Here is a 24402-nt window from a genome sequence, read left to right as displayed (position 1 = left end):
CGCGGGCGACGCAAGAGGGTGCGATTACACCCGCATCGGCATCAGCACATAGAGCGCGGGCGACTTGTCATTCTCGCGGATCAGCGTCGGCGCGGCGGCGTCGGCGAGGTGGACTTCGACCAGGTCGCTCTCGATTTGGCCGAGAATGTCCATCAGATAGCGTGAGTTGAAGCCGATCTCGAACGGCTGGGCTGCATATTCGCCGGGGACGTCTTCGGCCGCGGTGCCGTTGTCGGGGCTGGTCACCGACAAAGTAATCCGGTCGCGGTCGAGCGCCATCTTCACCGCGCGGGTCTTTTCCGTCGCGATGGTCGAGACGCGATCGACGCCCTGCATGAAGCTGCGCGGGTCGATCTTGAGAATCTTGTCGTTTCCGGTCGGGATGACGCGGCTGTAATCGGGGAAGGTGCCGTCGATCAGCTTCGACGTCAGGATCGCGGCGCCCAGGTCGAAGCGGATCTTCGATCCCGACAGCGACACGCCGACCGACCCGTCGACTTCGTCGAGCAGCTTGCGCAGCTCGGCCACGCACTTACGCGGCACGATCACGTCGGGCATCGCCTCGGCCCCCTCGGGGCGCGGCACGGTGACGCGGGCGAGACGGTGGCCGTCGGTCGCGGCGGCCTTCAGCATGTCGTCGGCGACGTGGAGGAAGATGCCGTTGAGATAGTAGCGCGTCTCTTCGGTCGAGATCGCGAATCGGGTCTTGTCGATGATCTGCTTGAGCGTTTCGGCCGGCAGCTCGAACACGGTGGGCAATTCGCCCTCCGCGATCACCGGGAAATCGTCGCGCGGCAGCGTGCCGAGTTCGAACTTGGCGCGGCCGGCATTGACCTTGATCTTGCCCTCCGCTGCGGTGAGTTCGACCTGCGACCCTTCGGGCAGCTTGCGCGCGATGTCGAACAAAGTGTGCGCGGGGACGGTGATTGCGCCGGCCTGATCCACCGCGGCAGGAACCGTTTCGTCGATCTGCAGGTCGAGATCGGTCGCCATCAGGCGGAGCGATCCGTCGAGCGATGCCTCGATCAGCACGTTGGATAGGATCGGAATGGTATTGCGCCGCTCGACCACCGATTGGACGTGGCTGAGGCCCCTGAGGAGCGTGGCGCGTTCGATCGTCGCTTTCATGTGTATTCCAAACCCCCGGGCGGCCGCCCAAATTCAACTGACGGCGCGTGGATTGCCGTCGGAAGTTCGAGATATCCTTAACGTGAAAAAGGGCTGGAGCAAGCCGCTCCAGCCCTTCGCGTCATTCATTTGTGGATGGCGGGCCGCTCAGAAACGGAAGCCAACGCCCACCGCGACCTGATGCCGATCGGTATCGATGTCGAAATCCTCGGTGATCGCGCCATTGTCATATTCGAAATTCGCCTTCGAATAGTTGGAATAGCGATATTCGAGCTTGGCATAGGTGTTGGTCCCGATCGCCTTCTCGACGCCAGCACCGATCCGCCAGCCGTCCAGCTCGAAATTCTCGCGCAGCTCGGTCGTGCCGTCGGTGGCGAGTACGTTCAGCCGTGCATTGGTGTAACCGCCCTTGGCATAGATCAGCGTGCTCGGCGAGGCGAGGACGCCGGCGCGCAGGCCGACATAGATATCCCGACCGGTGCCGACTTCGCCAAAGCCGAAGAAATTGGGGTCGGTCGACCGCGCCTCGACCTTACCGGTCGAATCGGACAGCTCCGCCTCGACGCCGACCACTGCGCCGCCGACGCCGATGTCGTAGCCCAGCTCGACGCCATAGAGGAAGCCGTCGACATTCTGGTCGTCGCCATCGATATCGCTGTCCTCGGTGCTGCCCGGACGGATGATGTCATAGCCGCCGACGACGCCGACGCGGAAGCCGGTGAAGGTCGGGTCGGTGCTGTCCTGGGCGAGAGCCGGAGCCGCGATCATGGTCGATGCGGCCAGTGCGGCGGCGATTGCGTAACGCATACAAAACTCCTTGTACTGGACCCGTTTGCGGGTCGGGAGGTCAAATGGCGCTGCGCCGCACAAGTTGCATGAACGCCGGATAAACGCGGAAAACCGTTGCCTTTTGGCCACACGGAACCCAAGCAATGCGGCTATGCGCAAGGGACGCGATTTTATTGCACGGCACGGCGAGACGGTGTTCAACGCGGCGCGGCGGTTGCAGGGCGATTACCCGCACACCCCGCTGACCCGCGCCGGATTCGCGCAGGCGGACGAGATGGGCCGCGCACTCGCCGGTCTGCTCGGGGCCGCGCCGGCGCTGACATTATGGGCGTCGAACACTGGGCGCGCGCTTCAGACGCTGGCTGTGATGGCCGAGCATCTCGAGCTCGACTGGCACGCGGCGCGGCAGGATGCACGGCTGACCGAGATCGGCATGGGGTGCTGGGGTGGACGCTATTATGACGAACTGGTTGCGGGCGATCTGCCAGTCCTCGCCGCGACCGGGCTGCTCTACCCCGCCCCCGATGGCGAGAGCTATTCCGAGATTGCGGCGCGCGTTTCGGCCTGGCTCGGCGACACGGATGAAGATCCCGGTGATCGCCTGATCGTCATGCACGGCATTTCCAGCCGGGTGCTGCGCGGGGTGATGACGGGGCAGGGCGCGCACCCTGAATTCGCGACCCCGATAGCGCCGGGCCTGCCGCAAGGTTCGGTGGTGATGATCGAGCGCGGAGTGGAGACGGTCGTGCATCTGGGCACCGGGCGAGCGCCGGCATGATCGCGCTGCTGCTCGCCGCTGCGTTTGCCGTGCAGGGGCAGGGACGCGAGTCTCTCGGCGTGTTCGACGGCTGGGGGGCGTTCCGCGACGCAGCGCCGGCGCGCTGCTACGCGATCGGCCAGCCAGTACGGGGCAGAGCTGGAGCATTTGCCAGCATCGCCAACTGGCCGCGATCCGGCGCGCGCAACCAGTTCCATGTTCGACTGAGCCGCGCCCGCGATCCGCGTGCCAAGGTGACGTTGGCGATCGGGGAGCGGCGGTTCGAACTGATCGCCGGGGCAAGCGATGCCTGGGCACCCGATCCGCGCACCGATCGCGCAATCGTCGCCGCGATCCGTTCAAGCCGGTCGATGAGCGTCGAGAGCGTCGCGCGCGGCGGCGGCGCCTTTGCCGATGTCTATGCGCTCAAGGGCGCGGCGACCGCGATCGACGCCGCCGCGATGGGTTGCGCGCGGCGGTAAGGCCGCGCGCTGGCCGATTATTGCTGCTGGCCTGGCGTCGGGCTTGGCGTCGGTGCCGGAGCGCCTGTCTGCTGCCCGTCGCGCACGGCGATGATCTCGGCCTGGACCTTCTCCTTCACCGTCGGGTCGCTCTGGGCGAGCGTAGCGATCTGGTTGAACCGCGCCGTTTCAAGTCCTGCAGCGGTCACCGCCTCAGTCATTTTGGCGGTCTTGTCGGCGGCGGGAATCGACACATCCTTGGTGACGGCATCGGCGGCGAGCGCAGCCTTGGCGAACATCTTGATCTCGGCGTCGGTGACCGGGGCGGGGGTCGCCGTTTCGGTCTGGGTAGGCGGAGCTGCGGGCGCGGCGGTCTGGGCGATGGCAGGCGAGGCGATCAAAGCGGACGCGGCCAGCGCCCAGCGGGTCAAATGGGTCAAGGTGAAACTCCAAAGTCATTGGAAACAAAGCGTCTGGGACGCGCACCACAAGAATTTGAGACCCCAACCCAGATGCGCAACCCTTCCTCGGCGGGCCGTGGCTCCCCCGGGATGGGCGGGGCATGGAAATGCGGCGTCACTTCCGCTATAGGCGCGCCATGCAGTCAGTCTCGTCGCCTCCCATGCCCATCCCCGGGCACATCGATCCCGTGCCCGTTCCGCGCAGCCTGAAACCGCGTGCCGATGGGCGCATCGACCTGCTCGGCCTGTCCAAGGCGGACCTGCGCATGGCGCTGGAGACGGCGCAGCTTGAGCCGAAACAGGCCAAGTTGCGCGCGAAGCAATTGTGGCACTGGATCTATCATCGCGGGGCCACCGATTTCGCGCTGATGACCGATATTTCCAAGGCGATGCAGCCCTGGCTGGCGCAGCGATTCGTAATCTCGCGGCCCGAGGTGGTCGAAGCGCAGGTATCGACCGACGGAACGCGCAAATGGCTGCTGCGGTCCGACGACGGTCAAGATTACGAGATGGTGTTCATCCCCGACGCTGATCGGGGCACCCTGTGCGTATCGTCGCAGGTCGGCTGTACGCTCAACTGTCGCTTTTGCCACACCGGCACGATGCGGCTCGTCCGCAACCTCGAACCCGGCGAAATCGTCGGGCAGGTGATGCTGGCGCGCGACGCGCTGGGCGAGTGGCCGAGCCAGCCCGAGGGACGGATGCTCACCAACATCGTGATGATGGGGATGGGCGAGCCGCTCTATAATTTCGACAATGTCCGCGATTCGTTGAAGATCGTGATGGACGGCGACGGGATCGCGTTGTCGAAGCGACGCATCACCTTGTCGACCAGCGGCGTCGTGCCGATGATGGCGCGCGCGGGGGAGGAGATCGGGGTCAACCTCGCCGTCTCGCTCCATGCGGTGACCAAGGAAGTGCGCGACGAGATCGTGCCGTTGAACCGCAAATTCGGGATCGAGGAGCTGCTCCAGGCGTGCGCCGACTATCCCGGCGCGAACAATGCCCGGCGGATCACCTTCGAATATGTGATGCTCCGTGACAAGAACGACAGCGATGCCGATGCGCGTGAGCTGGTGCGGTTGATCAAGCAGTACAAGCTGCCCGCCAAGGTCAACCTGATCCCGTTCAACCCCTGGCCCGGCGCGCCCTATGAATGCTCGACGCCCGAGCGGATTCGCGCGTTTCAGGAGATCGTGTTCGGGGCCGGCATCTCCGCCCCGGCGCGCACCCCGCGCGGGCGCGACATCGATGCAGCCTGCGGTCAGCTCAAGACGGCGAGCGAGAAGAAGAGCCGCGCCGAGCTGGACCGTCTGGCCGAGGAAAAGCAGGCGGCGCTAGGCTAAGGATGCGCCCCGGGCAACGGTCGCGGTGCGTCCGCCGATCCAGACATGGCCGTCGGCATTGATCCGTGCCGCGACTCGCCCATCACATCCGGTCATTCGGCCCTGCGCGGCGGTATAGCTGCCCTGCGCCAACCCGGCTTCGAACAGATATTGCGCGGTCGCTGCGTTGAGGCTGCCGGTCACTGGATCCTCGACCAGTCGGCCATTGCCGTCGGTGAAGAAGGCGCGCAGCTCGAACGCGATGTCGCTACCGTCGGGATGCGGGCCGACCAGCCCGATATCGGTGCCGACCGGCGCGCGCGCGGGGCGGATCGACCGCGAGCACATCCGCCGCCGTGCGCAGCCGCAACAGCTGCCAGCCGGGCCCGTTATTCGCGTGAACCGCATCGACGATCGCCTCGGCTGGCACATTGGCGAGCCGTGCGGCCTCGGCGCGCTCGGTGTCGCTGAGCCGACCGGACCGGATCAGCGGCGGGGCGCGGAAGGATAGCATTTCGCCGTCGCGCGCGATCGGGACCAGCCCCGCGCCGCATTGCTGGACGATCAGCGCCGGATCGCGCGGTACGCCGCCTGCCTCAAGCCAGGCATGGCAGGTGCCAAGCGTGGGATGTCCGGCAAAGGGCAGTTCGCCCGCGGGGTAGAAGATGCGGACCTGATAATCCGCGCCCGGATCGGTGGCGGGGATCAGGAAGGTCGTTTCCGAAAAGCCCAGCCAGCGGGTCAGGGCAAGCATCGCATCGGCGTCCATCGCCGCGGCGTCGTGCACGACCGCCAGCGGGTTGCCGGTGTTTCCGTCCGCCCCGAATACGTCGACCAGATCGAGCTTCATCATATCCCCCGGTTTGTCCGTGCGGGACTTGTGGTGCCTGGCGGCATCCCGCAAGAGGCGGCACATGGATATGGCCGGACTATTCCTTGCCGCCGGGGCCGGCATATTGGGCGGCGCGATGAACGGGCTGGCGGGGGGCGGTACGTTCGCCACGCTTCCGGCACTGATCGCGCTGGGCCTGCCCGCCAATATCGCCAATGCCACTTCCAACGTCGCGCTGCTGCCCGGCGCCGCGACCAGCGCATGGGGGGTTTCGCGACGAGCTGGGGCCAGTAGCCGGGCTATCGGTGCTGCTGCTCGCCACCATCACCTTCACCGCCGGGCTGGCGGGCAGCCTGTTGCTGGTGCTGACGCCGAGTGACACGTTCGATGTAGTCATCCCCTGGTTGTTGCTGTTCGCGTTCGTCGTGATGGCGTTCGGGCGACGCGCGGCGGACTGGCTGCACGCGCGGGTGACGATCGGGCGGCGGACGCTGATCGGGGCGCAGGGGCTGCTCGGCATTTATGGCGGCTATTTCGGTGGCGGAGTGGGGCTGATGACCACCGCGATCTACGGGCTGCTCGCGAATATCGAGCCGCGCGGGCTGTTCGCGATCCGCACCTTGATGCTCGCGGTCGCCAACCTCGCCGCCGCGTTCGTGTTCATCGGCTTCGCGATGGTCGAGTGGCGCGCGTGTCTGCCGATGCTGGCCGGTTCGATCCTGGGCGGGTTCGGCGGCGCGGCGATCGGCAAGCGGATGTCGCCGGGCGTCGTGCGCGGTTGGACGTTGCTGGTGACGGCGGCGACGACGGTGATATTCTTCGTCCGTGCCTATGGATGATCCTTCCTCGACGGTGATTCGTCGCCACGCGCTGGCAACGCGGATCTGGCACTGGGTCACCGCAATCAGCGTGATCATCCTGCTGGGCAGCGGGCTGATGATCCTCAACGCGCACGGTCAGCTTTATTGGGGCGAATATGGCGCGAATTTCGACCGGCCCTGGTTCAAGCTGATCTGGTTCTTCGACACCGCGCGGGTGCCGGGATGGTTGACGATCCCCTCGACCTACAATCTTGCGCTGGCGCGGCGCTGGCACCTGTTCTTTGCGCTGGTGCTGGGGTTCGCGTTGCTGGCGTACATGATCGTCAGCCTGCTCAACCGGCATTTCCAGCGCGATCTGCGCATCCGGTGGAGCGATCTGTCGCGCGGGCACCTGCGCGCCGATCTCAAGGCGCATTGGGCGTTGCGTTTCCACGATCCGGAAAATCCCCGCGCGTACAATATCTTCCAGAAGGCGAGCTATGCGGCGGTGATCTTCGTCCTGCTCCCGCTAGTCATCTTCACCGGACTTGCCATGTCGCCGGGGATGAATGCGGCCTGGCCCTGGCTACTCGATGTCTTTGGCGGGCGACAGAGTGCGCGGTCGATCCATTTCATCGTCGCGATGCTGTTGGCGCTGTTCATCATCGTCCACCTGACGCTGGTGATCCTCGCCGGGCCGGTGAACGAGGTGCGATCGATGCTCACCGGCAAGTGGCGCGTGCCGCCGGAGGATGCGCCATGACTCTCATCACCCGCCGCAACCTGATCGTCGCGGGGGCGGGCGGGCTGCTCGCCGGATGCGACCGTGTCGGGAAGAGCGAGGCAGGGCGCGACATCTTGTTCAAGGCGGAGGCGGTGCATCGCAGCCTTCAGCGGGTCATCACCAACCGCAACGCGCTCGCGCGAGAATTTTCACCCGAAGACATGTCGCCGCGCTTCCGGTCGAACGGCACGCGCAACCCCGGCACGCCAGCCTATCAGGCGCTGGCGGCGAACCGCTTTGCCGACTGGCGGTTGCGCGTCGACGGGCTGGTCGCGCGTCCGCTCAGCCTGTCGCTCGACGACCTGCGGGCATTGCCGCAGCGCGCGCAGATCACGCGGCATGATTGCGTCGAGGGATGGAGCGCGATCGGCAAGTGGCAGGGACCGAAGCTGTCGGCGATCCTCGATGCGGCGGGTCTGCGCGATGGCGCGCGGTATCTGGTGTTCCACTGTGCCGACAGCCTGCGTGGTGGCGCCTATTATGAGTCGATCGACCTGATCGACGCCTTTCACCCGCAGACGATCCTGGCCTGGGCAATGAATGACCGAATCCTGCCGGTGGCGCATGGCGCGCCGGTGCGGCTGCGGGTCGAGCGACAGCTCGGCTACAAGCACGCCAAATATGTCATGCGGATCGAGGCAGTGGCGTCGCTGGACGGTGTCGGGCGCGGCAAGGGGGGATATTGGGAGGATGTCGCTGATTACGAATGGTATGCGGGGATTTAGCTTCGCGGCTTAACCCCTTCGCACTTGCGAAGAAGTGCCGAGCCGTTAGCCTGTCATCCATGGCGCTGATCGACCATTTCTTCACCCGCGCGGTGAAGCGCGGCGAGCTCACTGTGATCCACGCGGATGGCAGCGCGCGCAGTTTCGGTGCGCCGGATGCTGATCTGGCACCCGTCACGATCCGCTTTACGCATCCATCGGTGGGTCGTCATATTCTGACCGATCCGGCGCTGGGAGCTGCCGAAAGCTTCATGGACGGGCAGCTGGTGATCGAGCGAGGCGACATCCTCGCCTTGCTGCGCCTGATGACCGCGAACAACCGGTGGGAGGACAAGACCGGCAACTTGACGCCCGGCGCGTTCAGGCGCGCGTTCGACAATGTCCGTTTCCGGCTCGACCGGGTGAACATGGCGCGGCGGTCGAAGCGCAATGTCGCACATCATTACGACCTGTCGGCACGGCTATACGACCTGTTCCTCGACGCCGACCGGCAATATTCGATGGCCTATTTCACCGATCCGGCGAACAGCCTGGAACAGGCGCAGCTGGACAAGAAGGCGCATATCGCGGCCAAATTGGCGATCCAGCCGGGCATGTCGGTGCTCGACATCGGCTGCGGCTGGGGCGGGATGGCGCTCTACCTGCACGAAAAGACCGGGGCGGAGGTGCTGGGGGTCACGCTGAGCGAGGAGCAGCTCAAAGTCGCGCGCGCGCGGGCGGAGGCGGCGGGGGTGGCGGGCAAGGTGCGGTTCGAGCTGATCGACTATCGCCACGTCACCGGGCAATTCGATCGGATCGTGTCGGTCGGCATGTTCGAACATGTCGGCCCGGCGCATTATCGCACCTTCTTCGCCAAATGCCGCGAGCTGCTGACGCCCGACGGGGTGATGCTGCTCCACACGATCGGACGCGCGGGTGGGCCGGGGGTGACCGATGCGTTCACCGCCAAGTATATCTTCCCCGGCGGCTATATCCCGGCGCTGTCGGAAATCCTGCGCGGGCATGAGGAATTGCGCTTTTTCCTGACCGATGTGGAGGTGCTGCGCCTGCATTACGGCCATACGCTTCAGCATTGGTACGACCGCGCAATGGCCGCGCGCGACCAGATCGTCGCGCTGTACGACGAGCGCTTCTTCGCGATGTGGACCTATTATCTCGCCGGGTCGCTGGTCAGCTTCGAGAATGGCGGGCTGGTCAATTACCAGCTGCAATATTGCCGTTCGCGCACCGCGCTGCCGATCACCCGGGACTATATGGCAGAGGAGGAAGCGCGGCTGCGCAGCTGATTACTGGACGCCGATCTGCTCGACGTCTGCGCCGAGATAGGTGCCGAGTTCCGCACGTGTCACCTTGCCGTCGCCATCCTTGTCGACCGCAGCGAACCACGCATCGGCCTTTGCCCAATCGGTACGCGGCGAGCTGACCGGCGCGCGCGGTGCGCTCGCCTTCTTCGACTGGCGCGCTGCGGCATAGGTCGCCTCCGCGCTCCCCTCGAAATCGAAGCGCGCGCGCACTTCGTCGCGCTCGATCGACCCGTCTTCGTTGAGGTCCAGATCGGCGAAGCGCTCGGCGGCGCGGCGCTCGGCTTCGGCTCTGGGCAACGGGCCGGGGGCGACGCCCATCGGCTGTGCCTGAAACGCGAGCAGGGCGAGGGCGACGTTCATGGCCGTCGCTCCAGTGCCGCGAGCCGTCGTCCGGTCGTGATCGTCTGCACCAGGAACAGCAGGATCAGGATCGTGCCGATCCCGCCGACAAACAGGTCAAAGCCGGAAATTGTGCCGAACAGACCGCGATCCGGCCCCAGTACCCACATCATCACCGTCATGCCAATCAGCATCAGCCGCAATTCCGTCGGCCCCGCAGCAAGATAGGACAGGCGCAGTTCGCCGACCACGCGCGCCGACAGAAAGGCGTGAATCGACATCAGCAAATATCCGGCCAACGCGATCATCGCGATGTCCATCGTCACGAAGGGGCTGAGCCCAATCCCTGCGACGATCAGCAGATTGGCCAGCCCGTCGCAGCTATGGTCGATGAAATAGCCATAGGACGGCCGCTCGATCCGCCGCCATCGCGCCAGGCTGCCGTCAAGCGAGTCGCCGAACCATTGCACCGCATAGCCCGCCAGCGTGAGCGCGAGCCAGTCCATGCTCCAATTGCTCGCGACATAGCCGACGAAGACCATCACCGCGCCGATCATGCCGATCGCGGTCAGAATGTCCGGCGTGACCGCAGATGGCATATGCGCGCACAGCCAGTTGAGGATTCGGCGCTCGCTTGCCGCCAGCCAATTCTGCTGGACCCGCTCGAGTGCGGGCGGCGCCTGTCGTTGATCTGTCATACTTCCCTATCCTCCATGCGGGAGGTTCGGGCAATGCCGTGAATAGACGGGGTGCGTCCCGTTCCGGCCAGAGCGAGTGCCGCCTAACTCAATTCGGATATTTCGCGTTCATATAGGCGAGCGCGTCGCGGGTGATCTCCTCCAGCACGGTCATGTCCACGTCGGCCAGCTTCTTGATGTAGAGGCACGACTTGCCGGTCTTGTGCTTGCCCAGCCGCGCCAGCTTCTCCGGCTGGCCGGGGTCTTCGGTCAGGACATAGAGCACCAGTTCCGCCTTGCGCGGCGAAAAGCCGAGTCGGCACATGTCGCCCTCGTGCCCGCTGTCATATTTATAGTGATAGCTGCCGAAGCCGATGATCGACGGTCCCCACATCTTCGGCGACTCGCCGGTGATCCGTTCGAACATCGCGCAGACGGTCTTTGCGTCGTCACGGCGGATGGGATTGTCGACCGCGTCGAGATATGCGCCGACATCGACGGGGGTGGGCTTGGTCTTGATCTCGGCCACGGCATGACCTCGCTGGATTTTCCGCCAGTCTAGCCGCAAGGGGCGGCGATGCAATCGGCCCCGCTCACCCGCCGTTCGATTCTGGCGCAGGCCTGGCCGATCATGCTGGGGCAGACGACGGTGCCGCTGGTCGGGCTGGTCGATACCGCCGTGATCGGATGGACCGGCGATGCCGCCGCGCTGGCCGGGGTGGCGCTGGGGACGGCGATCATCAGCTTCATATTCTGGGCGTTCGGCTTCCTGCGCATGGGGATGACGGGCCTGACCGCGCAGGCGCATGGCCGGCGCGCGCGGGCGGAAGTCGATGGCCTGCTGGTGCGCGGGGTCGCGGCGGGGCTGGGGATAGGTGCGGTGCTGGTGGCGCTCCAGATTCTGCTGGTCCCGGCGGCGTTCGCGTTGCTGGCCGGGGGTGGGGCGCTCGACGCGGCGGCGCGGGAGTTCGTCACGGCGCGCTTCCTCGGCGCCCCCGCCGCGCTCGGCTTCTACGCGATCAATGGCTGGCTCTACGGCCTGGGCCGCACGCGCGAGACGCTGGCGCTCCAGATCCTCGTCAACCTCGTCAACGGAGTGCTGGATGTCCTGTTCGTCTGGCAGTTCGACATGGGAGCGCGCGGCGTGGGGCTGGGCACCGCGATCGCCGAATGGGTCGGGCTGATCGCCGGGATCGTGCTGGTCGTGCGGATGGCCGGCCCGCGCGCCCTGCTCGCCCAGCGCGCCGGATTCTTCCATGGCGAAGCGTGGAAAAAGCTCTTCGCGGTCAACGCCGACATCATGGTGCGTACGATCGCGCTGCTCGCGCTGTTCCTGTGGCTCGCCAATGCCGGGGCGCGGCTCGGCACCGTCCCGCTCGCTGCGAACCATGTGCTGATGCAGCTGGTCAGCATTTTCGCCTTCGTCCTCGACGGCTTCGCCTTCACCGCCGAATCGCGGGTCGGGCAGGCGGTGGGGAGGGGGTCACGCAGCGACCTGAGGCGCGCGATCCGGCTGACGGGGGAGTTTTCGGTCGGCTTCGGCCTGTTCGCGACACTGGCCGCGTTGCTGTTCGGCGGCGCGCTGATCGACCTGCTGACCACCAATGTCGAGGTGCGCGAGGCCGCCCGCGCCGTCCTTCCGCTCGCCGCGCTGGCCGCGATCGTCGGGGTTCCGGCATGGCTGCTCGACGGCGTGTTCATCGGTGCGACGCAGGGGCGAGCGCTGCGCAACGCCGCGATCCTCGCCACGACCTTCTACATCGCCACCGACCTGTTGCTGCGCCCGCTCGGCGCGACCGGCCTGTGGCTGGCGCTGCTGGCGAGCTACTTTTTCCGCGCCGGGTTGCTCGCGATCCATCTGCCCCGGCTGTTCGCCACGGTTGCGGAACCCGCCCCCCGGGCCTAGAGGCGCACCCGAACTTCCCTCTGGAGCAACAGCAATGGCCGACAAGATCAATCGCGTGGTTCTCGCCTATTCGGGCGGTCTCGACACCAGCGTGATCCTGAAATGGCTGCAGCAGGAATATCAGTGCGAGGTGGTGACCTTCACCGCCGATCTGGGGCAAGGCGAAGAGCTGGAGCCCGCGCGGCAAAAGGCGCTGAATGCCGGGGTGAAGCCCGAGCACATCTATATCGATGATCTGCGCGAGGAGTTCGTCCGCGATTTCGTGTTCCCGATGATGCGCGCCAATGCGCTGTATGAGGGGCTGTACCTGCTCGGCACGTCGATCGCGCGCCCGCTGATCTCCAAGCGGCTGATCGAGATCGCCAAGGAAGTGAATGCCGATGCGGTCAGCCATGGCGCGACCGGCAAGGGCAATGATCAGGTCCGTTTCGAACTGTCGGCCTATGCGCTCAACCCGGATATCAAGGTCATCGCACCGTGGCGTGAATGGGACCTGACCAGCCGCACCAAGCTGATCGAGTTCGCCGAACAGCACCAGATTGCTGTGAGCAAGGACAAGCGCGGCGAAGCGCCGTTCTCGACCGACGCGAACCTGCTGCACACCTCGTCCGAGGGCAAGGTGCTCGAGGATCCGTGGGATGAAACCCCCGACTATGTCTATTCGCGCACGGTGAACCCGGAGGACGCGCCGGACACGCCCGAATATATCACGATCGATTTCGAGAAGGGCGATGGCATCGCGCTCAACGGCGTGGCGATGTCGCCCGCGACGCTGCTGGCGGCGCTCAACGATCTGGGGCGCAAGCATGGCATCGGCCGGCTCGATCTGGTCGAAAACCGCTTCGTCGGCATGAAGTCGCGCGGCATGTACGAGACGCCGGGCGGCACCATCTATCACCTCGCGCATCGCGGGATCGAGAGCATCACGCTCGACCGCGGCGCCGCACACCTCAAGGACGAATGGGCGCCGCGCTATGCCGAGATGATCTATAACGGCTTCTGGTTCGCGCCCGAGCGCGAGATGATGCAGGCGGCGATCGACTATTCGCAGCAAAAGGTCGCCGGGACCGTGCGGCTGAAGCTCTACAAGGGTGGCGTCTATGTCGTCGGGCGCAAGTCGCCTTACTCGCTCTACAGCGAAAAGGTCGTGACGTTCGAGGACGACCAGGGCGCCTATGACCAGCGGGACGCGGCGGGGTTCATCAAGCTCAACGCGCTGCGGCTGCGGTTGCTGGGGCGGCGGGGGCAGTAAGCTCGATCAACCACAGGTCGGGCGGGGCGCCGATGCGGATCGGCAATACGCTGGTCCCAAGCCCCGCGCCGACCACGATGGTTCGCGCGCCCTCCCGGATCAGCCCGCAGGCGAAGCGATCTCCATAGCGCGACATCGTCGCCGGTCGCCCGATCAGCGGGAGCGCGACCTGGCCACAATGCGTGTGCCCGGCGAGCACCAGCCCGAAGCGCTCGGGTAGGTCCGGGACGATATCGGGCGAATGGCTGAGCGTGACCACCGGTCCCGTGAGCGGCGCGACGGCGCGGATCAGCGCCGCCGGATCGGCGCGGCCGGTGAAGTCGTCGTCCGCCCCGGCGAGGATCAGCCCGGCTCGGCGGGTGACGCTGTTGCTCAACACGGTGACCCGGTTCGCCTCCAGCGCGCGACGCATCCCGGCGGTGTTGCGCCAATGATCGTGATTGCCGAGCACCGCGACGACGCCATGCCGCGCGCGCAGCCCGCCAAGTGGGGCGACGGCCTCAGTCTCCGCATAGCGGTGCGTCGACACCCGTTTGTCGCTCACCAGATCGCCCGCAATCAGCACCAGGTCGGGCCTGAGCGCGTTTACCTGAGTCACGATCCGGGCGAGCCGTTCGGGCGGCATGTCGGGTCCCGCGACATGCAGGTCGCTGAGCAGCGCGACGCGGAGCGGCGGCTGGCCCTTCGGCCAGTCCGCCATCGCGATGGTCGCGGTGCGCACGGTGGGATCGCGCAGCGCCCCCCAATAGCCATAGCCGGCCAATGCGAGGCCGAGGAGCAGGCCGATCAGGAGGATGCGTTTCATTCCGCCAGCCTAACGGTAGGGCTCGGGTGCGCAATCGCGCTCGACGAACGTTAACCGGGATGGGATAGCGAAGCGTCATGGGGGCGGGGCGATCGATAGTCTGGCGTGACAACGCGGTGGCGGCTGGGCTGGCGGCCCTGCTCGCACTCGTTTGGGCATGGCGCGATTGGGCGGCGCTGTCGGCGTTGCAGTTGCCCGATACCGACGATGTGATGCGGTTGCAGCAGATCCGCGACTGGCTGGCAGGGCAGGGGTGGAACGACCTTGCCCAGCATCGGCTCGGCCCCGAGGGGCTGGAAATGCACTGGTCGCGGCTGCCCGATCTGGTGCCGGGGGCGATCGTCGCATTGCTGACCCCGTTGCTGGGGGCGCATGGGGCGGAGCTGGTCGCGGTGATGCTGTCGCCGATGCTGCTGTTTGCAGCCGCGCTGATGCTGATTGCGTCGATCGCGCGACGGCTGGAGGTTTCAGCACCGGTGGCGGTGGTGGTCGCCGCGCTGGCCTACCCCGCCAGTGCGCTGTTCCTGCCCGGCCGCATCGACCATCACGGGGTGCAGCTGGTGCTGGTGCTCATCCTCGTCCGCGCGCTGATCTGCCCGGGCGGGTGGCGCAGCGGCGTTTCGGCGGGCGTGGCGAGCGTCGCCTCGCTGGTGGTGGGGATGGAGACGGCGCCCTTCCTTGGGCTCGGCGGCGGAGTGCTGGTGTTGCGCTGGGCGGTCGCGGGGGAGGGGGAGCGGCCTCGGCTGCTCGGTTATGGCGTGGCGCTGGTTGCGGGTCTCGGCATCGCCGCGCTGTTGTTCCGCACGAGCGGGTGGAACGTCGCCAGCTGTGATGCCTTTGCCGCACCGCTGTGGCGCGCCGCGCAAGTGGCCGCGCTTGTGCCGCCCGGGCTGGCATTGGCCGGAAGCCGCCTTGTGGCGCCACGCGCACGGGTGGGCGCGGCGATCCTGCTCGGCGGTGTCGCGGCCGCCGTCGCGCTTGCTCTCTCTCCGGCCTGTCTGTCCCCCCTATGGCGGGGTCGATCCGTTGCTTGAGCGACTGTGGCTGGCGCGGGTGGCGGAGGCACAGCCCTTGTTCGTCGCGCCGCTGGATCGTGCCATCGGCTATGTCGGGCTGGCGCTGGTCGGGCTTGGCGCGACGGCGTGGCAGTGGCGGCAGTCGCGCGCGGTGGAATGGGCGGTACTGGCCGCGTTCCATCTGGCGGCGCTGGCGTTGGCATTGGTCCAGCTACGCGGAATTTATGCGGGGACCTTGCTCGCCGCACCGGCGCTGGCCGCGCTGATCGCCGAGGCACGGCAACGCGGGCCGCTGGTGCTTGCCGCCGCATGGATCGCGTCGGCGGGGTTGGTCTATCCCGCGCTGGGAGGTCTTGCTGCGCCCAAGCCGGAAGCGGCGCAGTGCGACGGCGGGGCTGTGCTCGCGCAACTCGCGGCGCAACCCGCCGGGACGGTCGCCGCGCCGATCGATCTGGGTGCCTATGCGCTGGCCGAGACGCGCCACCGCATCCTCGCCGCACCGTACCACCGCAATGCCGAAGGCAACCTCGCCGTCTATCGGCTGGTTGATTTGCCGGTCGCGCGGGCACAGGCCGAGGCGGGGCGGCTTCGGATCGACTATCTCGCCGACTGCGGCGGTGCGTGGGACGAGCTGGGCGCCCCGCCCGCCGGATCGCTGCGCGCCGCGTTGCGGGCAGGGACGCCACCGGAGTGGCTGACCCCGGTTGCGGCGGGCGCGAGCGTCTATCGGGTGGCGCGATGAGCGGGCGCTGGTGGGAAAGCCGGTGGTTCTTCGCCTCCGCGCTGCTGCTCGCGGCGCTCCCATTACTGTGGCCCGCTGTGCCGCCGCTCACCGATCTGCCCGGCCATATCGGACGGTACCGCGTGATGCTGGGCGATGAGGCGACGCTTCTCGATCGCTATTACAGCTTCGAATGGCGGCTGGTCGGCAATCTCGGCGTCGATCTGTTGGTGGCCGCGCTCGGCCCCATCATCGGGCTGGAACCTGCGGTCAAGCTGGTGGTGATCGCGATCCCCGTGCTGACGACCGGGGCGTTGCTGTGGCTCAGCCGCGAGTTGACCGGGCGGGTCAGTCCATGGGCGCTGTTCGCGCTGCCGCTGGCCTACAGCTATCCGTTTCAGTTCGGGTTCGTGAATTACTGCCTCGCCATGGCGCTTGCGCTCGGCGGCTGGGCGTTCTGGCTTAGGCTCGGACGCCTGAACCGGATCGGGCTGCGCACCGCGATCTTCATGCCCTTCGGACTGATCGTGTGGACGTGCCACGCGATGGGCTGGGCGATGCTGGGCCTGTTCGTCGTCGCGGGCGAATGGGCGGCGCGGGCCAAGGACAGACCAATACTGCGCGCCGCGTTCGATGCCGCCATCGCCACGGTCCCGCTCGCACCGCCGGTGCTGGCGATGCTGGTCTGGAGTGGCGGCGGGGGCGCGGCGGAGACCGGGCGCTTCATCGACCTGGTCGCGAAGCTCAAGGGGCTGGGCAGCGTGCTGCGCGACCGCTGGATCTGGCTCGACCTGCCCGCCCTGCTGGTGGTCGTCGCCGCCGTCTATGCCGGTATCCGGGGACAGGCTGGGCGGATCGCGCCACAGGCGGCCGCCGCTGCCGCGCTGACCGCCCTCGCCTTTCTGCTGCTGCCCTTCACCCTGCTCGGATCGGCCTATGCCGATCTGCGTTTGCTCCCCTTCGCCTTCGCCGTGGCGCTCGCCGGGTTGAACCCGAAGGAGGGCGCACCGGTGCGTGCGATCGCTCTGGCAGGACTTGCCTTCTTCCTTGTCCGCACCCTCGCCACCGCCACCAGCTTCGCGCTATACGATGCCGACTGGCAGCGCGAACTCGTCGCGCTCGACCACCTCCCGCGTGGGGCGCGCGTCTTCGCACTGGTCGGGGACAGCTGCGACCAGCCCTGGGCGCACAGCCGCCGCACGCATTTGCCCGCCTTCGCCACCGCGCGCCGCGCCGCCTTCGCCAATGATCAATGGCGGATGGAGGGGGCGCCGCTGTTGAGCGTCAAAGTTCCAGCGGGCTATTTCGCGCATGACCCGTCACAGATTTCGGTCGTACAGCCCTGTCCACACGATCCCAATCTGCTGCCCCGCGCCGATGCCTTGACGGACTTTCCGCACAACCTGTTCACGCATGTCTGGCTGATCGATGCGCCGATCCCGCCACATGCCGCCGCTGGCCTGACTCTCGTCTGGAAACAGGGCGGGTCGGCGCTCTATGCGGTCGACCGTTCGGCAAGCCGCTTGCCCGCAGGTGCTGCGCCGCAGTAAAGGCGGTCGGATGCAAGGGGGCATTCCGACAGAAACGCCGCAATGGTGGCAGACGCGCTGGTTCGTGCTGTTCGCGGCGTTCGCGGCGGCGATCCCGCTGTTGTGGCCGGATATCCCGCCGCAGGTCGACCTGCCCGGGCACATGGCGCGCTATCGCGTCCAGCTGAGCCATGCCGAGGTGCCCTGGCTCAACGACTGGTACAAGTTCGAGTGGAGCCTCATCGGCAATCTCGGGCTCGATCTGCTGATCATACCGCTCGAGCCGATTTTCGGGCTGGAGCTGGCGGTCAAGCTGATCGTCATCACGATTCCGGTGCTGACCGTCACCGGCCTGTTGTGGATCGCGCGCGAGGTGCATGGGCGCATCCCCGCGACCGCGTTGTTCGCGCTACCGTTGGCCTACAACTACGCCTTCCATTTCGGTTTTGCGAACTTCGCATTGTCGATGGCGCTGGCGCTCAACGCCTTTGCGCTGTGGCTGCGGTTGGCGCGGCTGGGCAAGATCCGGCTGCGCGCGGTGATCTTCGTGCCGATCGGCATGTTGATCTGGGTCACGCATACCTTTGGTTGGGGCACGCTGGGCGTGCTGTGCTTCGCCGCCGAGCTGATCCGCCAGCATGATATGCGTGGGCCGCGCACAGGGCCGTGGCACGCCAATTTCGTGCAAAGCTGGGTCGTGCCCTGGTTCATGGCGGGCATTCACTGCCTGTCGCTGATTCCCGCCGCAGTGCTGATGCTGATGTGGCGCAGCGCGGGGGATGTCAGCGGGGTCACCGGCGACTGGTTCAACTGGCGTGCGAAAATCTGGTGGGTGCTGATGGTCCTGCGCGACCGCTGGCAGCTGTTCGACATCGCCTGCCTCGGCGTGTTGTTCCTCGTCCTGCTCAAGGGGCTGCGCGATCCCAATATCGAATATTCGCGGCATCTCGGCATCTCCGCGCTGTTCCTGATCGCAGTGTTCATCCTGCTGCCCCGCGTGGTGTTCGGGTCGGCCTATGCCGATATGCGGCTGGCACCGTACATGATCGCCATCGCGGTGATCGCGTTGCGGCCCAAGCCGGGGATGACGACCCAGGGCGCGAAGCTGTTGGCGATGGCCGGACTCGCCTTCTTCCTCGTCCGCATGGGTACGACGACGTGGAGCAACTATCTTTACGACAAGTCCTATGATCGTGAGCTCAAGGCGCTTGATCATGTGCCCGAAGGCGCGCGGCTGCTGAGCTTCGTCGGCGAGACTTGCTACAACGAATGGACGATGACGCGGCTCCAGCATCTGCCCGGCATGGCGATGGTGCGGAAGCTGGCATACACCAACGACCAATGGTCGATGGCGGGCGGGCAATTGCTCACGGTCCGCTACAAACAGGCGCGCGGGTTCAGCCATGACCCGTCACAGATCGTCACCGACACCAAATGTCCGCGCGAGTGGTGGCGGCCGGTCGCGGTCAGCCTCGCGCGCTTCCCGCGCCATGCCTATGACTATCTGTGGGTGATCAGCCCGCCCAATTACGACAAGCGGCTTGAGGCGGGTTTGATCCCGGTCTGGCGCGACGGCAACAGCGCGCTGTTCAAGATCGATCATGGCACGCCCGCCGCGATCCTGAACCCGGAGGATCTCGGCCCCTATCGCGGCCATATCCAGAAAATGCGCGAGTTTCTCGAGCGCGACAAGCAGAAGCAGCTGGAGGCGTGGAAGGCGGCGAAAAAGGAAGCCTAACCGCCCCGTTTGAACGGCGTCATTTCGCCCAGAAATTCCTGTTCCCGCGCCACCGCGTCGCGCTCGCGCACCAGATACTCCTCGATCGCGCGGCGGAAACCGGGGTCGGGGATATAGTGCGCCGACCAGGTCGTAACGGGTACATAGCCACGCGCCAGCTTGTGTTCGCCCTGCGCCCCCGCCTCGACTCGTGACAGGCCGCGCGCAATGGCCGCCTCGATCGCCTGATAATAGCAGAGCTCGAAGTGGAGGAACGGTACGTCCTCGACGCAGCCCCAGTACCGCCCGTACAGCGCATCGCCGCCGATCAGGTTGAGCGCGCCCGCGATCGGCCGCCCGTCGCGTTCGGCGAACATCAGCAGCACCCGATCGCCCATCGCCGCGCCCAGCATCGAGAAGAAGGGGCGGGTGAGATAGGGGCGGCCCCATTTGCGGCTGCCGGTGTCCTGATAGAAGGCCCAGAAGGCGTCCCAATGCGCCTCGGTGATCTCCCCGCCGGTCAGGTGGCGGATCGTCAGGCCATCCAGCGCCCGCTCACGTTCCTTGCGGATCGCCTTGCGCTTGCGTGAGGACAGCACGGCGAGGAAGGCGTCGAAATCCGCATAATCGCGATTGTGCCAGTGAAACTGCGTCCCCGCCCGGACCAGCCACCCGGCTTCCTCGAACAGCGGAAGCTGGCCCTCGTCGACAAAAGTGACGTGTGCCGACGACAGCCGGTTATTGTCGGTCAACGCGCGGATGCCCGCGATCAGCGCGGGGGCCAGCGCCGGATCGCGCAGCAACAAGCGCGGGCCCGGTACGGGGGTGAAGGGCACCGCGACCTGAATCTTGGGGTAATATTTGCCGCCTGCGCGCTCGTAGGCATCGGCCCAGGCGTGATCGAACACATATTCGCCTTGGCTGTGGCTCTTGGCATAGGTCGGGGCGATGGCCGCGGGGACGCCGTCCGCGTCCTCGATCACGATCGGCAGCGCCTGCCACCCCGCCGCGACCCCGACAGATTCCGATGCTTCCAAAGCCGACAGGAAAGCGTGCGACAGGAAGGGGTTGGTGCGACCCGTACAGGCGTCCCACTGCGTCGCCGGGATCGACGCGACTCCTTCGGCGATGCGGGCTGAAACAGTCTCTGGCACGGGTCCGATCTAGGGAGCGTCCTCGTTTCCGCCAAGCGGCGCTTCACTGCGCACGCCCGCGACGCTGCCGATGCGGTCGCCCTTGCTGCTGCGGAAGTGAAGCACTTGCTGCGGGAAGGGGATTTCGATGCCGTGTTCCTGAAACTTGACCCATAGCCGGTTGAGCACGTCCGACTTCACATTGCCGACGCCGCCCTCGGGATCGCTGATCCAGGCGAGGATCTCATGCTCCAGCGCATAGTCGCCGAACGAGGTGAGCCAGACATTGGGGCGGGGGGTGTCGAGCACGCGCGGGCTTTCCAGGGCGGCATCGAGCATCAGCTTCTGCGCCAGCTTGACGTCGGACTCATAGGCGATGCCGACCGGAATGCGGACACGGACATTGCGGTCGGAGAAGGACCAGTTCTCCACCTCCTGCGTCATCAGATTCTCGTTCGGAATCAGATGTTCCTTGCCGTCGCGGGTGATGACGCTCACCGCGCGCACGCCGATCTTGTTGACCCAGCCGAAACTGTCGCCGACCACGATGACATCGCCCGGCTTGATCGACCGGTCCATCAGCAGGATGATCCCTGCGATCAGGTTGCCGACGGTCTTCTGCAGGCCGAAGCCGACCGCGAGGCCCATCGCGCCGGAGAAGACCGCGAAGCTGGTCAGGTCGATCCCGAGCAGGTCTATGCCCAGCAGGAAGACAACGACGATCACCGCAATGCTGGCCAGCTTCTGCACCAGCAGTTTCTGGGTCGCGTCGAAGCCCCGCGCCTGGCCGATCGAATGCGCGATGACGCGGTTGGCGAGGCGCGCGGCGGCGTAGAGCGCGATGGCGGTAATCAGGATCGTCACCACCGCGAGCAGCGAGATTCGCCGCGTCCCGACATCCATGCCGATCCGGTCGAGCGTGTCGGTGATGACGTTGAACCCGCCGATCGCATGGCTCAGGATCGCGGCGAACATGGTCGTTGCGACCGCCCAAGCGCTCCATCGCGGCATGTGCAGCCCACGCATGAATACCAGCACCGTCATCGCGCTGGCCGATGCGAGGGCGAAGCCCAGCCCTGCCTCCGCCAGACGTGTCCAGGTCCAGGAATTGAGCACGATGGCGAGCAATAATGCCGCGCTGCCGTGACGGACCAGCGCATTCATCCGGTGCGCCAGCCCCTCGACATGATTGCCCACGCGCGCCTGCCATAATGTCGCAATAGGTGGACCCAGCCGGCGTCCGGCCAGCCAGCCGGCGGTGAGCACGGCAATGGCGATGCCGCCAGCGATCGCGGCTTCGATCAGCTCTGCTGTGCTCGGCGCACCGAATCCGCTGTCGGCGAGCCAGCGGGCAAGCGCGGGCGGAATCACGTCGTCGCCCGGAACCGGTCGAGCCCGGCGGCAAGGTCGGCGATCAAGTCGGCGGAATCCTCCAGTCCGATCTGCAATCGCACCGCCAGCCCCGCTGCCTCCCACTTTGTCGCGCTGCGGTGGCGCTGCGGGTCGATCGGGATGGCCAGGCTCTCGAATCCGCCCCAGCTATAGCCGATGCCGAACAGCTCCAACCCGTCGATCAGCGCGGCGCGCGACGCCTCGGTCCCGCCCTTGAGAACGAAGCTGAACAGTCCCGCCGACCCCTTGAAGTCGCGGACGAACCGGTCGTGGCCGGGGCAGGAGGGGAGGGCTGGGTGCAGCACCTGCGCCACCTCGGGCCGCGTCTCCAGCCAGCGCGCGATCTCCAGCGCCACTGCGCCATGATGCTTGAGCCGCACCGCCATGGTGCGCAGGCCGCGCGAGCCCAGCCAGGCATCGTCGGGGCTCGCGGTCTGGCCCAGCGCGAAGCTGGTGTCGCGCAGCTTTGCCCAGTGCGACGGCGCGGCGGTGACGCTGCCCAGCATCACGTCGCTATGGCCGACGACATACTTGGTGCAGGCGAGGATCGACAGGTCGACGCCCAGCGCCATCACCGGGAACAGCAAGGGTGTCGCCCAGGTATTGTCGATGATCGTCGTCACGTCGTGCGCCTTGGCGGCAGCGACGATGGCGGGGACGTCCTGTACCTCAAAGGTCAGGCTGCCCGGGCTTTCCATGAAGATCGCGCGGGTGTTGTCGCCGATGAGGTCGGCGATGCCGCCGCCGATCATCGGGTCGTAATAGCGTGTGGTCACGCCGAACCGCGTCAGGAAGCCGGTCGCGAAGCTGCGCGTCGGGTCATAGACGCTGTCCGCCAGCAGCAGCTCGTCGCCGGGCGACAGCACGCTGAGCAGCGCGGCGGAGACGGCGGCGACACCGGAAGGGTAGAGGAACGTGGCCTCCGCCCCCGGCTCCAGTTCCGTCAGCGCTTCGGCGAGGCTCCACTGCGTCGGGGTGCCGCGGCGGCCGTAGAACAGCCGGTGGTGGGTGTCGCGCCCCGCCGCCGCGCGCAGCTGCGCGACATTGTCGTAGAGGATGGTCGACGCGCGCCACACCGGGGGTTGACGATGCCCTGGGTCCATTCGGGCCGCCGTCCCGCGCCGACGACCTTCGTCCCGTCGCCCTTGCCCTCGCCATTGTTCATGCCGCGCCCGTCGCCTTGGGCGTGTCGGGATGCGCACCCCATTCGACCCAGCTGCCGTCATAGAGCGCGGCGGGATGGCCGAGCAAATGGAGCGCGAACACGATCACCGCCGCGCTGATCCCCGATCCGCAGGTGGCGATCACCGGTCGCTCGACCTCGACCCCCTCATCCTCGAACGCCAACCTCAGGCTGGTCGGGTGCTTCCACGTCCCGTCGGGGTTGAAGAAGGATGAATAGGGGATGTTGGCGCTGCCCGGAATATGGCCGCTGGCCAAGCCGGGCCGGGTTTCCTTCTCTTCGCCGGTGAAGCGGGCGGCAGAGCGGGCATCGACCAGTTGCTCGGCATGGCTGACGATATTGGCCAGCACCTGATCGCGCGTGCGGACCCGCGCCGGATCGGGGGTGACCGCAAGTGTTGCCGGGGCCGGGTTGGCGGCGCCGGTCTCGACCGGACGCTCTTCCTTCACCCAGCGGGCAAAGCCGCCGTCGAGCAAAGCCGCCTCGATCCCGAACGCACGCAGCATCCACCAGGCGCGCGTCGCGGTATGGTGGGGGGCATTGTCGTACAGCACGATCCGGTCGCCCGTTCCGACGCCCAGTGCGCCCAGCTGCGTTGCGAACTGTCCGGCGTTTGGGAGCATCGTCGGGAGGGGGGCTGGTGCTGTCCGCAATCGCGTTGATGTCGAAGAACGCCGCGCCGGGGATATGCCCCGTCTCAAACTCCGCGCGCGCGTTGCGTCCCGCATCGGGCAGGAACCATGTCGCGTCGAGGATCCTGAGGTCGGCCGCGCCGAGCGCGTCCTCCAGCCATTGCGGGGTTACCAGCGCGTCCATCGTTTCACCCTAATCCGCGCAGGGTGCCGCGTCGAGTTTCCGAATCGCGCACGAACGCCTAAATGGCCGACATGACTCCAAAGCATCTCGGCCAAACCAGCGCGCTTCCCGCTTCCCCCAAAGAGGCGGTGCTCGATTACGTCCCCAATCCGCGACCCGGCACCGATTATCTGATCCGCTTCGCCGCGCCCGAATTCACCTCGCTCTGCCCGATCACCGCCGCGCCTGATTTCGCGCATTTGGTGATCGATTATGTGCCGGGCGAGACGATCGTCGAATCCAAGTCGCTCAAGCTGTTCCTCGGCAGCTTCCGAAATCATGGCGCGTTCCATGAGGATTGCACCGTCGGCATCGGCCAGCGATTGTTCGACGAGATGCAGCCCAAATGGCTGCGCATCGGCGGATACTGGTATCCGCGCGGGGGCATTCCGATCGATGTCTTCTGGCAATCGGGGGAGCCGCCCAAGGGCGTGTGGATCCCGGCACAGGACGTCCCGGGCTACCGCGCGCGCGGGTGATTTCGACCGATTCAACGATGTTGCATCGCAGC

Annotated in this window: 27 protein-coding genes and 1 pseudogene; 15 read left to right on the top strand and 13 right to left on the bottom strand. The window is 66.5% G+C overall.

Features of this window, described 5'->3' with window-relative positions; translation table 11 throughout:
• Positions 1 to 24: 24 nt before the first annotated feature.
• A complete protein-coding gene (gene dnaN, locus LRS12_RS03130; protein ID WP_257843281.1) occupies positions 25 to 1128 on the bottom strand; it encodes a DNA polymerase III subunit beta in 1104 nt (367 codons plus the stop codon).
• A gap of 147 nt (positions 1129 to 1275) precedes the next feature.
• Positions 1276 to 1935 (bottom strand): outer membrane protein, encoded by a 660-nt coding sequence (locus LRS12_RS03125; protein ID WP_257843280.1) that lies wholly within the window; start codon positions 1933 to 1935, stop codon positions 1276 to 1278.
• A 133-nt stretch (positions 1936 to 2068) separates the two neighbouring features.
• Here LRS12_RS03125 and LRS12_RS03120 point away from each other — a divergent pair, with 133 nt between their 5' ends.
• Positions 2069 to 2695, top strand: a complete 627-nt coding sequence (locus LRS12_RS03120; RefSeq protein ID WP_257843279.1) for a histidine phosphatase family protein — start codon at positions 2069 to 2071, stop codon at positions 2693 to 2695.
• Complete coding sequence (locus tag LRS12_RS03115) at positions 2692 to 3156, top strand: hypothetical protein (RefSeq protein ID WP_257843278.1); 465 nt, start codon at positions 2692 to 2694, stop codon at positions 3154 to 3156. The genes LRS12_RS03120 and LRS12_RS03115 overlap by 4 nt, the downstream gene beginning before the upstream one ends.
• Before the next feature lie 17 nt (positions 3157 to 3173).
• Here the strand turns inward: LRS12_RS03115 and LRS12_RS03110 are convergent, their stop codons facing one another.
• A complete protein-coding gene (locus LRS12_RS03110) occupies positions 3174 to 3575 on the bottom strand; it encodes a DUF4168 domain-containing protein (RefSeq protein WP_257843277.1) in 402 nt (133 codons plus the stop codon).
• A gap of 182 nt (positions 3576 to 3757) precedes the next feature.
• Between LRS12_RS03110 and rlmN the strand changes: the two genes are divergently transcribed.
• The gene (gene rlmN / locus LRS12_RS03105) at positions 3758 to 4942 is read left to right on the top strand and encodes a 23S rRNA (adenine(2503)-C(2))-methyltransferase RlmN (RefSeq protein ID WP_257843276.1); all 1185 of its coding nucleotides are present in this window, start codon (positions 3758 to 3760) and stop codon (positions 4940 to 4942) included.
• On the opposite strand, the gene LRS12_RS03100 is transcribed toward rlmN, so the two are convergent.
• A complete protein-coding gene (locus tag LRS12_RS03100) occupies positions 4934 to 5269 on the bottom strand; it encodes a PhzF family phenazine biosynthesis protein (RefSeq protein WP_257843275.1) in 336 nt (111 codons plus the stop codon). The two genes, rlmN and LRS12_RS03100, sit on opposite strands and share 9 nt — an antisense overlap.
• Complete coding sequence (locus LRS12_RS03095) at positions 5190 to 5771, bottom strand: PhzF family phenazine biosynthesis protein (RefSeq protein ID WP_257843273.1); 582 nt, start codon at positions 5769 to 5771, stop codon at positions 5190 to 5192. Before LRS12_RS03095 ends, LRS12_RS03100 begins: the two co-directional genes overlap by 80 nt.
• A gap of 70 nt (positions 5772 to 5841) precedes the next feature.
• Here LRS12_RS03095 and LRS12_RS03090 point away from each other — a divergent pair, with 70 nt between their 5' ends.
• Genes LRS12_RS03090 through LRS12_RS03070 form a run of 5 tightly spaced genes read left to right on the top strand, consistent with a single transcriptional unit; the run spans position 5842 to position 9348 of the window.
• Complete coding sequence (locus tag LRS12_RS03090; RefSeq protein WP_257843270.1) at positions 5842 to 6132, top strand: hypothetical protein; 291 nt, start codon at positions 5842 to 5844, stop codon at positions 6130 to 6132.
• Entirely contained in the window at positions 6059 to 6592 is a 534-nt protein-coding gene (locus LRS12_RS03085) for a sulfite exporter TauE/SafE family protein (RefSeq protein WP_257843269.1), read from the top strand. The genes LRS12_RS03090 and LRS12_RS03085 overlap by 74 nt, the downstream gene beginning before the upstream one ends.
• The gene (locus LRS12_RS03080; protein ID WP_257843268.1) at positions 6585 to 7316 is read left to right on the top strand and encodes a cytochrome b/b6 domain-containing protein; all 732 of its coding nucleotides are present in this window, start codon (positions 6585 to 6587) and stop codon (positions 7314 to 7316) included. The genes LRS12_RS03085 and LRS12_RS03080 overlap by 8 nt, the downstream gene beginning before the upstream one ends.
• Positions 7313 to 8062 carry a molybdopterin-binding protein gene (locus LRS12_RS03075; protein ID WP_257843267.1) on the top strand — a complete coding sequence of 250 codons (750 nt, stop codon included), beginning with the start codon at positions 7313 to 7315 and terminating at the stop codon, positions 8060 to 8062. Before LRS12_RS03080 ends, LRS12_RS03075 begins: the two co-directional genes overlap by 4 nt.
• Positions 8063 to 8121: 59 nt before the next feature.
• Positions 8122 to 9348 (top strand): cyclopropane-fatty-acyl-phospholipid synthase family protein, encoded by a 1227-nt coding sequence (locus LRS12_RS03070; protein ID WP_257843266.1) that lies wholly within the window; start codon positions 8122 to 8124, stop codon positions 9346 to 9348.
• On the opposite strand, the gene LRS12_RS03065 is transcribed toward LRS12_RS03070, so the two are convergent.
• The 3 genes from LRS12_RS03065 to LRS12_RS03055 form a co-directional block, all read right to left on the bottom strand.
• A complete protein-coding gene (locus LRS12_RS03065; protein ID WP_257843265.1) occupies positions 9349 to 9726 on the bottom strand; it encodes an EF-hand domain-containing protein in 378 nt (125 codons plus the stop codon).
• The gene (locus LRS12_RS03060; RefSeq protein WP_257843264.1) at positions 9723 to 10403 is read right to left on the bottom strand and encodes a CDP-alcohol phosphatidyltransferase family protein; all 681 of its coding nucleotides are present in this window, start codon (positions 10401 to 10403) and stop codon (positions 9723 to 9725) included. The genes LRS12_RS03065 and LRS12_RS03060 overlap by 4 nt, the downstream gene beginning before the upstream one ends.
• An 88-nt stretch (positions 10404 to 10491) precedes the next feature.
• Positions 10492 to 10911, bottom strand: coding sequence for a DUF1801 domain-containing protein (locus LRS12_RS03055; RefSeq protein ID WP_257843263.1), 420 nt, complete (start codon positions 10909 to 10911; stop codon positions 10492 to 10494).
• A 48-nt stretch (positions 10912 to 10959) separates the two neighbouring features.
• Here LRS12_RS03055 and LRS12_RS03050 point away from each other — a divergent pair, with 48 nt between their 5' ends.
• A complete protein-coding gene (locus LRS12_RS03050) occupies positions 10960 to 12288 on the top strand; it encodes an MATE family efflux transporter (RefSeq protein WP_257843262.1) in 1329 nt (442 codons plus the stop codon).
• A gap of 34 nt (positions 12289 to 12322) precedes the next feature.
• Positions 12323 to 13540: an argininosuccinate synthase gene (locus LRS12_RS03045; RefSeq protein WP_257843261.1), complete on the top strand. Its 1218-nt coding sequence runs from the start codon at positions 12323 to 12325 to the stop codon at positions 13538 to 13540.
• On the opposite strand, the gene LRS12_RS03040 is transcribed toward LRS12_RS03045, so the two are convergent.
• A complete protein-coding gene (locus LRS12_RS03040; protein WP_257843260.1) occupies positions 13497 to 14345 on the bottom strand; it encodes a metallophosphoesterase in 849 nt (282 codons plus the stop codon). The genes LRS12_RS03045 and LRS12_RS03040 overlap by 44 nt on opposite strands.
• Positions 14346 to 14461: 116 nt before the next feature.
• Here LRS12_RS03040 and LRS12_RS03035 point away from each other — a divergent pair, with 116 nt between their 5' ends.
• Genes LRS12_RS03035 through LRS12_RS03020 form a run of 4 tightly spaced genes read left to right on the top strand, consistent with a single transcriptional unit; the run spans position 14462 to position 19349 of the window.
• Positions 14462 to 15379 (top strand): hypothetical protein, encoded by a 918-nt coding sequence (locus LRS12_RS03035; protein WP_257843259.1) that lies wholly within the window; start codon positions 14462 to 14464, stop codon positions 15377 to 15379.
• Positions 15372 to 16103 (top strand): hypothetical protein, encoded by a 732-nt coding sequence (locus LRS12_RS03030; RefSeq protein WP_257843258.1) that lies wholly within the window; start codon positions 15372 to 15374, stop codon positions 16101 to 16103. Before LRS12_RS03035 ends, LRS12_RS03030 begins: the two co-directional genes overlap by 8 nt.
• The gene (locus tag LRS12_RS03025) at positions 16052 to 17632 is read left to right on the top strand and encodes a hypothetical protein (protein ID WP_257843257.1); all 1581 of its coding nucleotides are present in this window, start codon (positions 16052 to 16054) and stop codon (positions 17630 to 17632) included. The genes LRS12_RS03030 and LRS12_RS03025 overlap by 52 nt, the downstream gene beginning before the upstream one ends.
• A 10-nt stretch (positions 17633 to 17642) precedes the next feature.
• The gene (locus LRS12_RS03020; RefSeq protein ID WP_257843256.1) at positions 17643 to 19349 is read left to right on the top strand and encodes a hypothetical protein; all 1707 of its coding nucleotides are present in this window, start codon (positions 17643 to 17645) and stop codon (positions 19347 to 19349) included.
• Here the strand turns inward: LRS12_RS03020 and LRS12_RS03015 are convergent.
• The 4 genes and pseudogenes from LRS12_RS03015 to LRS12_RS03000 all read right to left on the bottom strand — a co-directional run bounded on the left by LRS12_RS03015 (position 19346) and on the right by LRS12_RS03000 (position 23659).
• Positions 19346 to 20482 carry a GNAT family N-acetyltransferase gene (locus LRS12_RS03015; protein ID WP_257843255.1) on the bottom strand — a complete coding sequence of 379 codons (1137 nt, stop codon included), beginning with the start codon at positions 20480 to 20482 and terminating at the stop codon, positions 19346 to 19348. The genes LRS12_RS03020 and LRS12_RS03015 overlap by 4 nt on opposite strands.
• Positions 20483 to 20491: 9 nt before the next feature.
• Positions 20492 to 21832 (bottom strand): mechanosensitive ion channel family protein, encoded by a 1341-nt coding sequence (locus LRS12_RS03010; RefSeq protein WP_257843254.1) that lies wholly within the window; start codon positions 21830 to 21832, stop codon positions 20492 to 20494.
• Positions 21829 to 23018, bottom strand: a pseudogene (metC, locus tag LRS12_RS03005) (cystathionine beta-lyase). The gene LRS12_RS03010 and the pseudogene metC overlap by 4 nt, the downstream one beginning before the upstream one ends.
• The gene (locus LRS12_RS03000) at positions 23015 to 23659 is read right to left on the bottom strand and encodes a sulfurtransferase (RefSeq protein WP_308222962.1); all 645 of its coding nucleotides are present in this window, start codon (positions 23657 to 23659) and stop codon (positions 23015 to 23017) included. The pseudogene metC and the gene LRS12_RS03000 overlap by 4 nt, the downstream one beginning before the upstream one ends.
• Positions 23660 to 23923: 264 nt before the next feature.
• Here LRS12_RS03000 and queF point away from each other — a divergent pair, with 264 nt between their 5' ends.
• Positions 23924 to 24370, top strand: a complete 447-nt coding sequence (gene queF, locus LRS12_RS02995) for a preQ(1) synthase (RefSeq protein WP_374581232.1) — start codon at positions 23924 to 23926, stop codon at positions 24368 to 24370.
• Positions 24371 to 24402: the final 32 nt, after the last annotated feature.

This window comes from Sphingomonas sp. J344 (genome assembly GCF_024700005.1).
Lineage (GTDB): Bacteria > Pseudomonadota > Alphaproteobacteria > Sphingomonadales > Sphingomonadaceae > Sphingomonas.
Note: the sequence above shows the minus strand (reverse complement) of the source record. Positions and strands in the feature narration are given on the sequence as shown.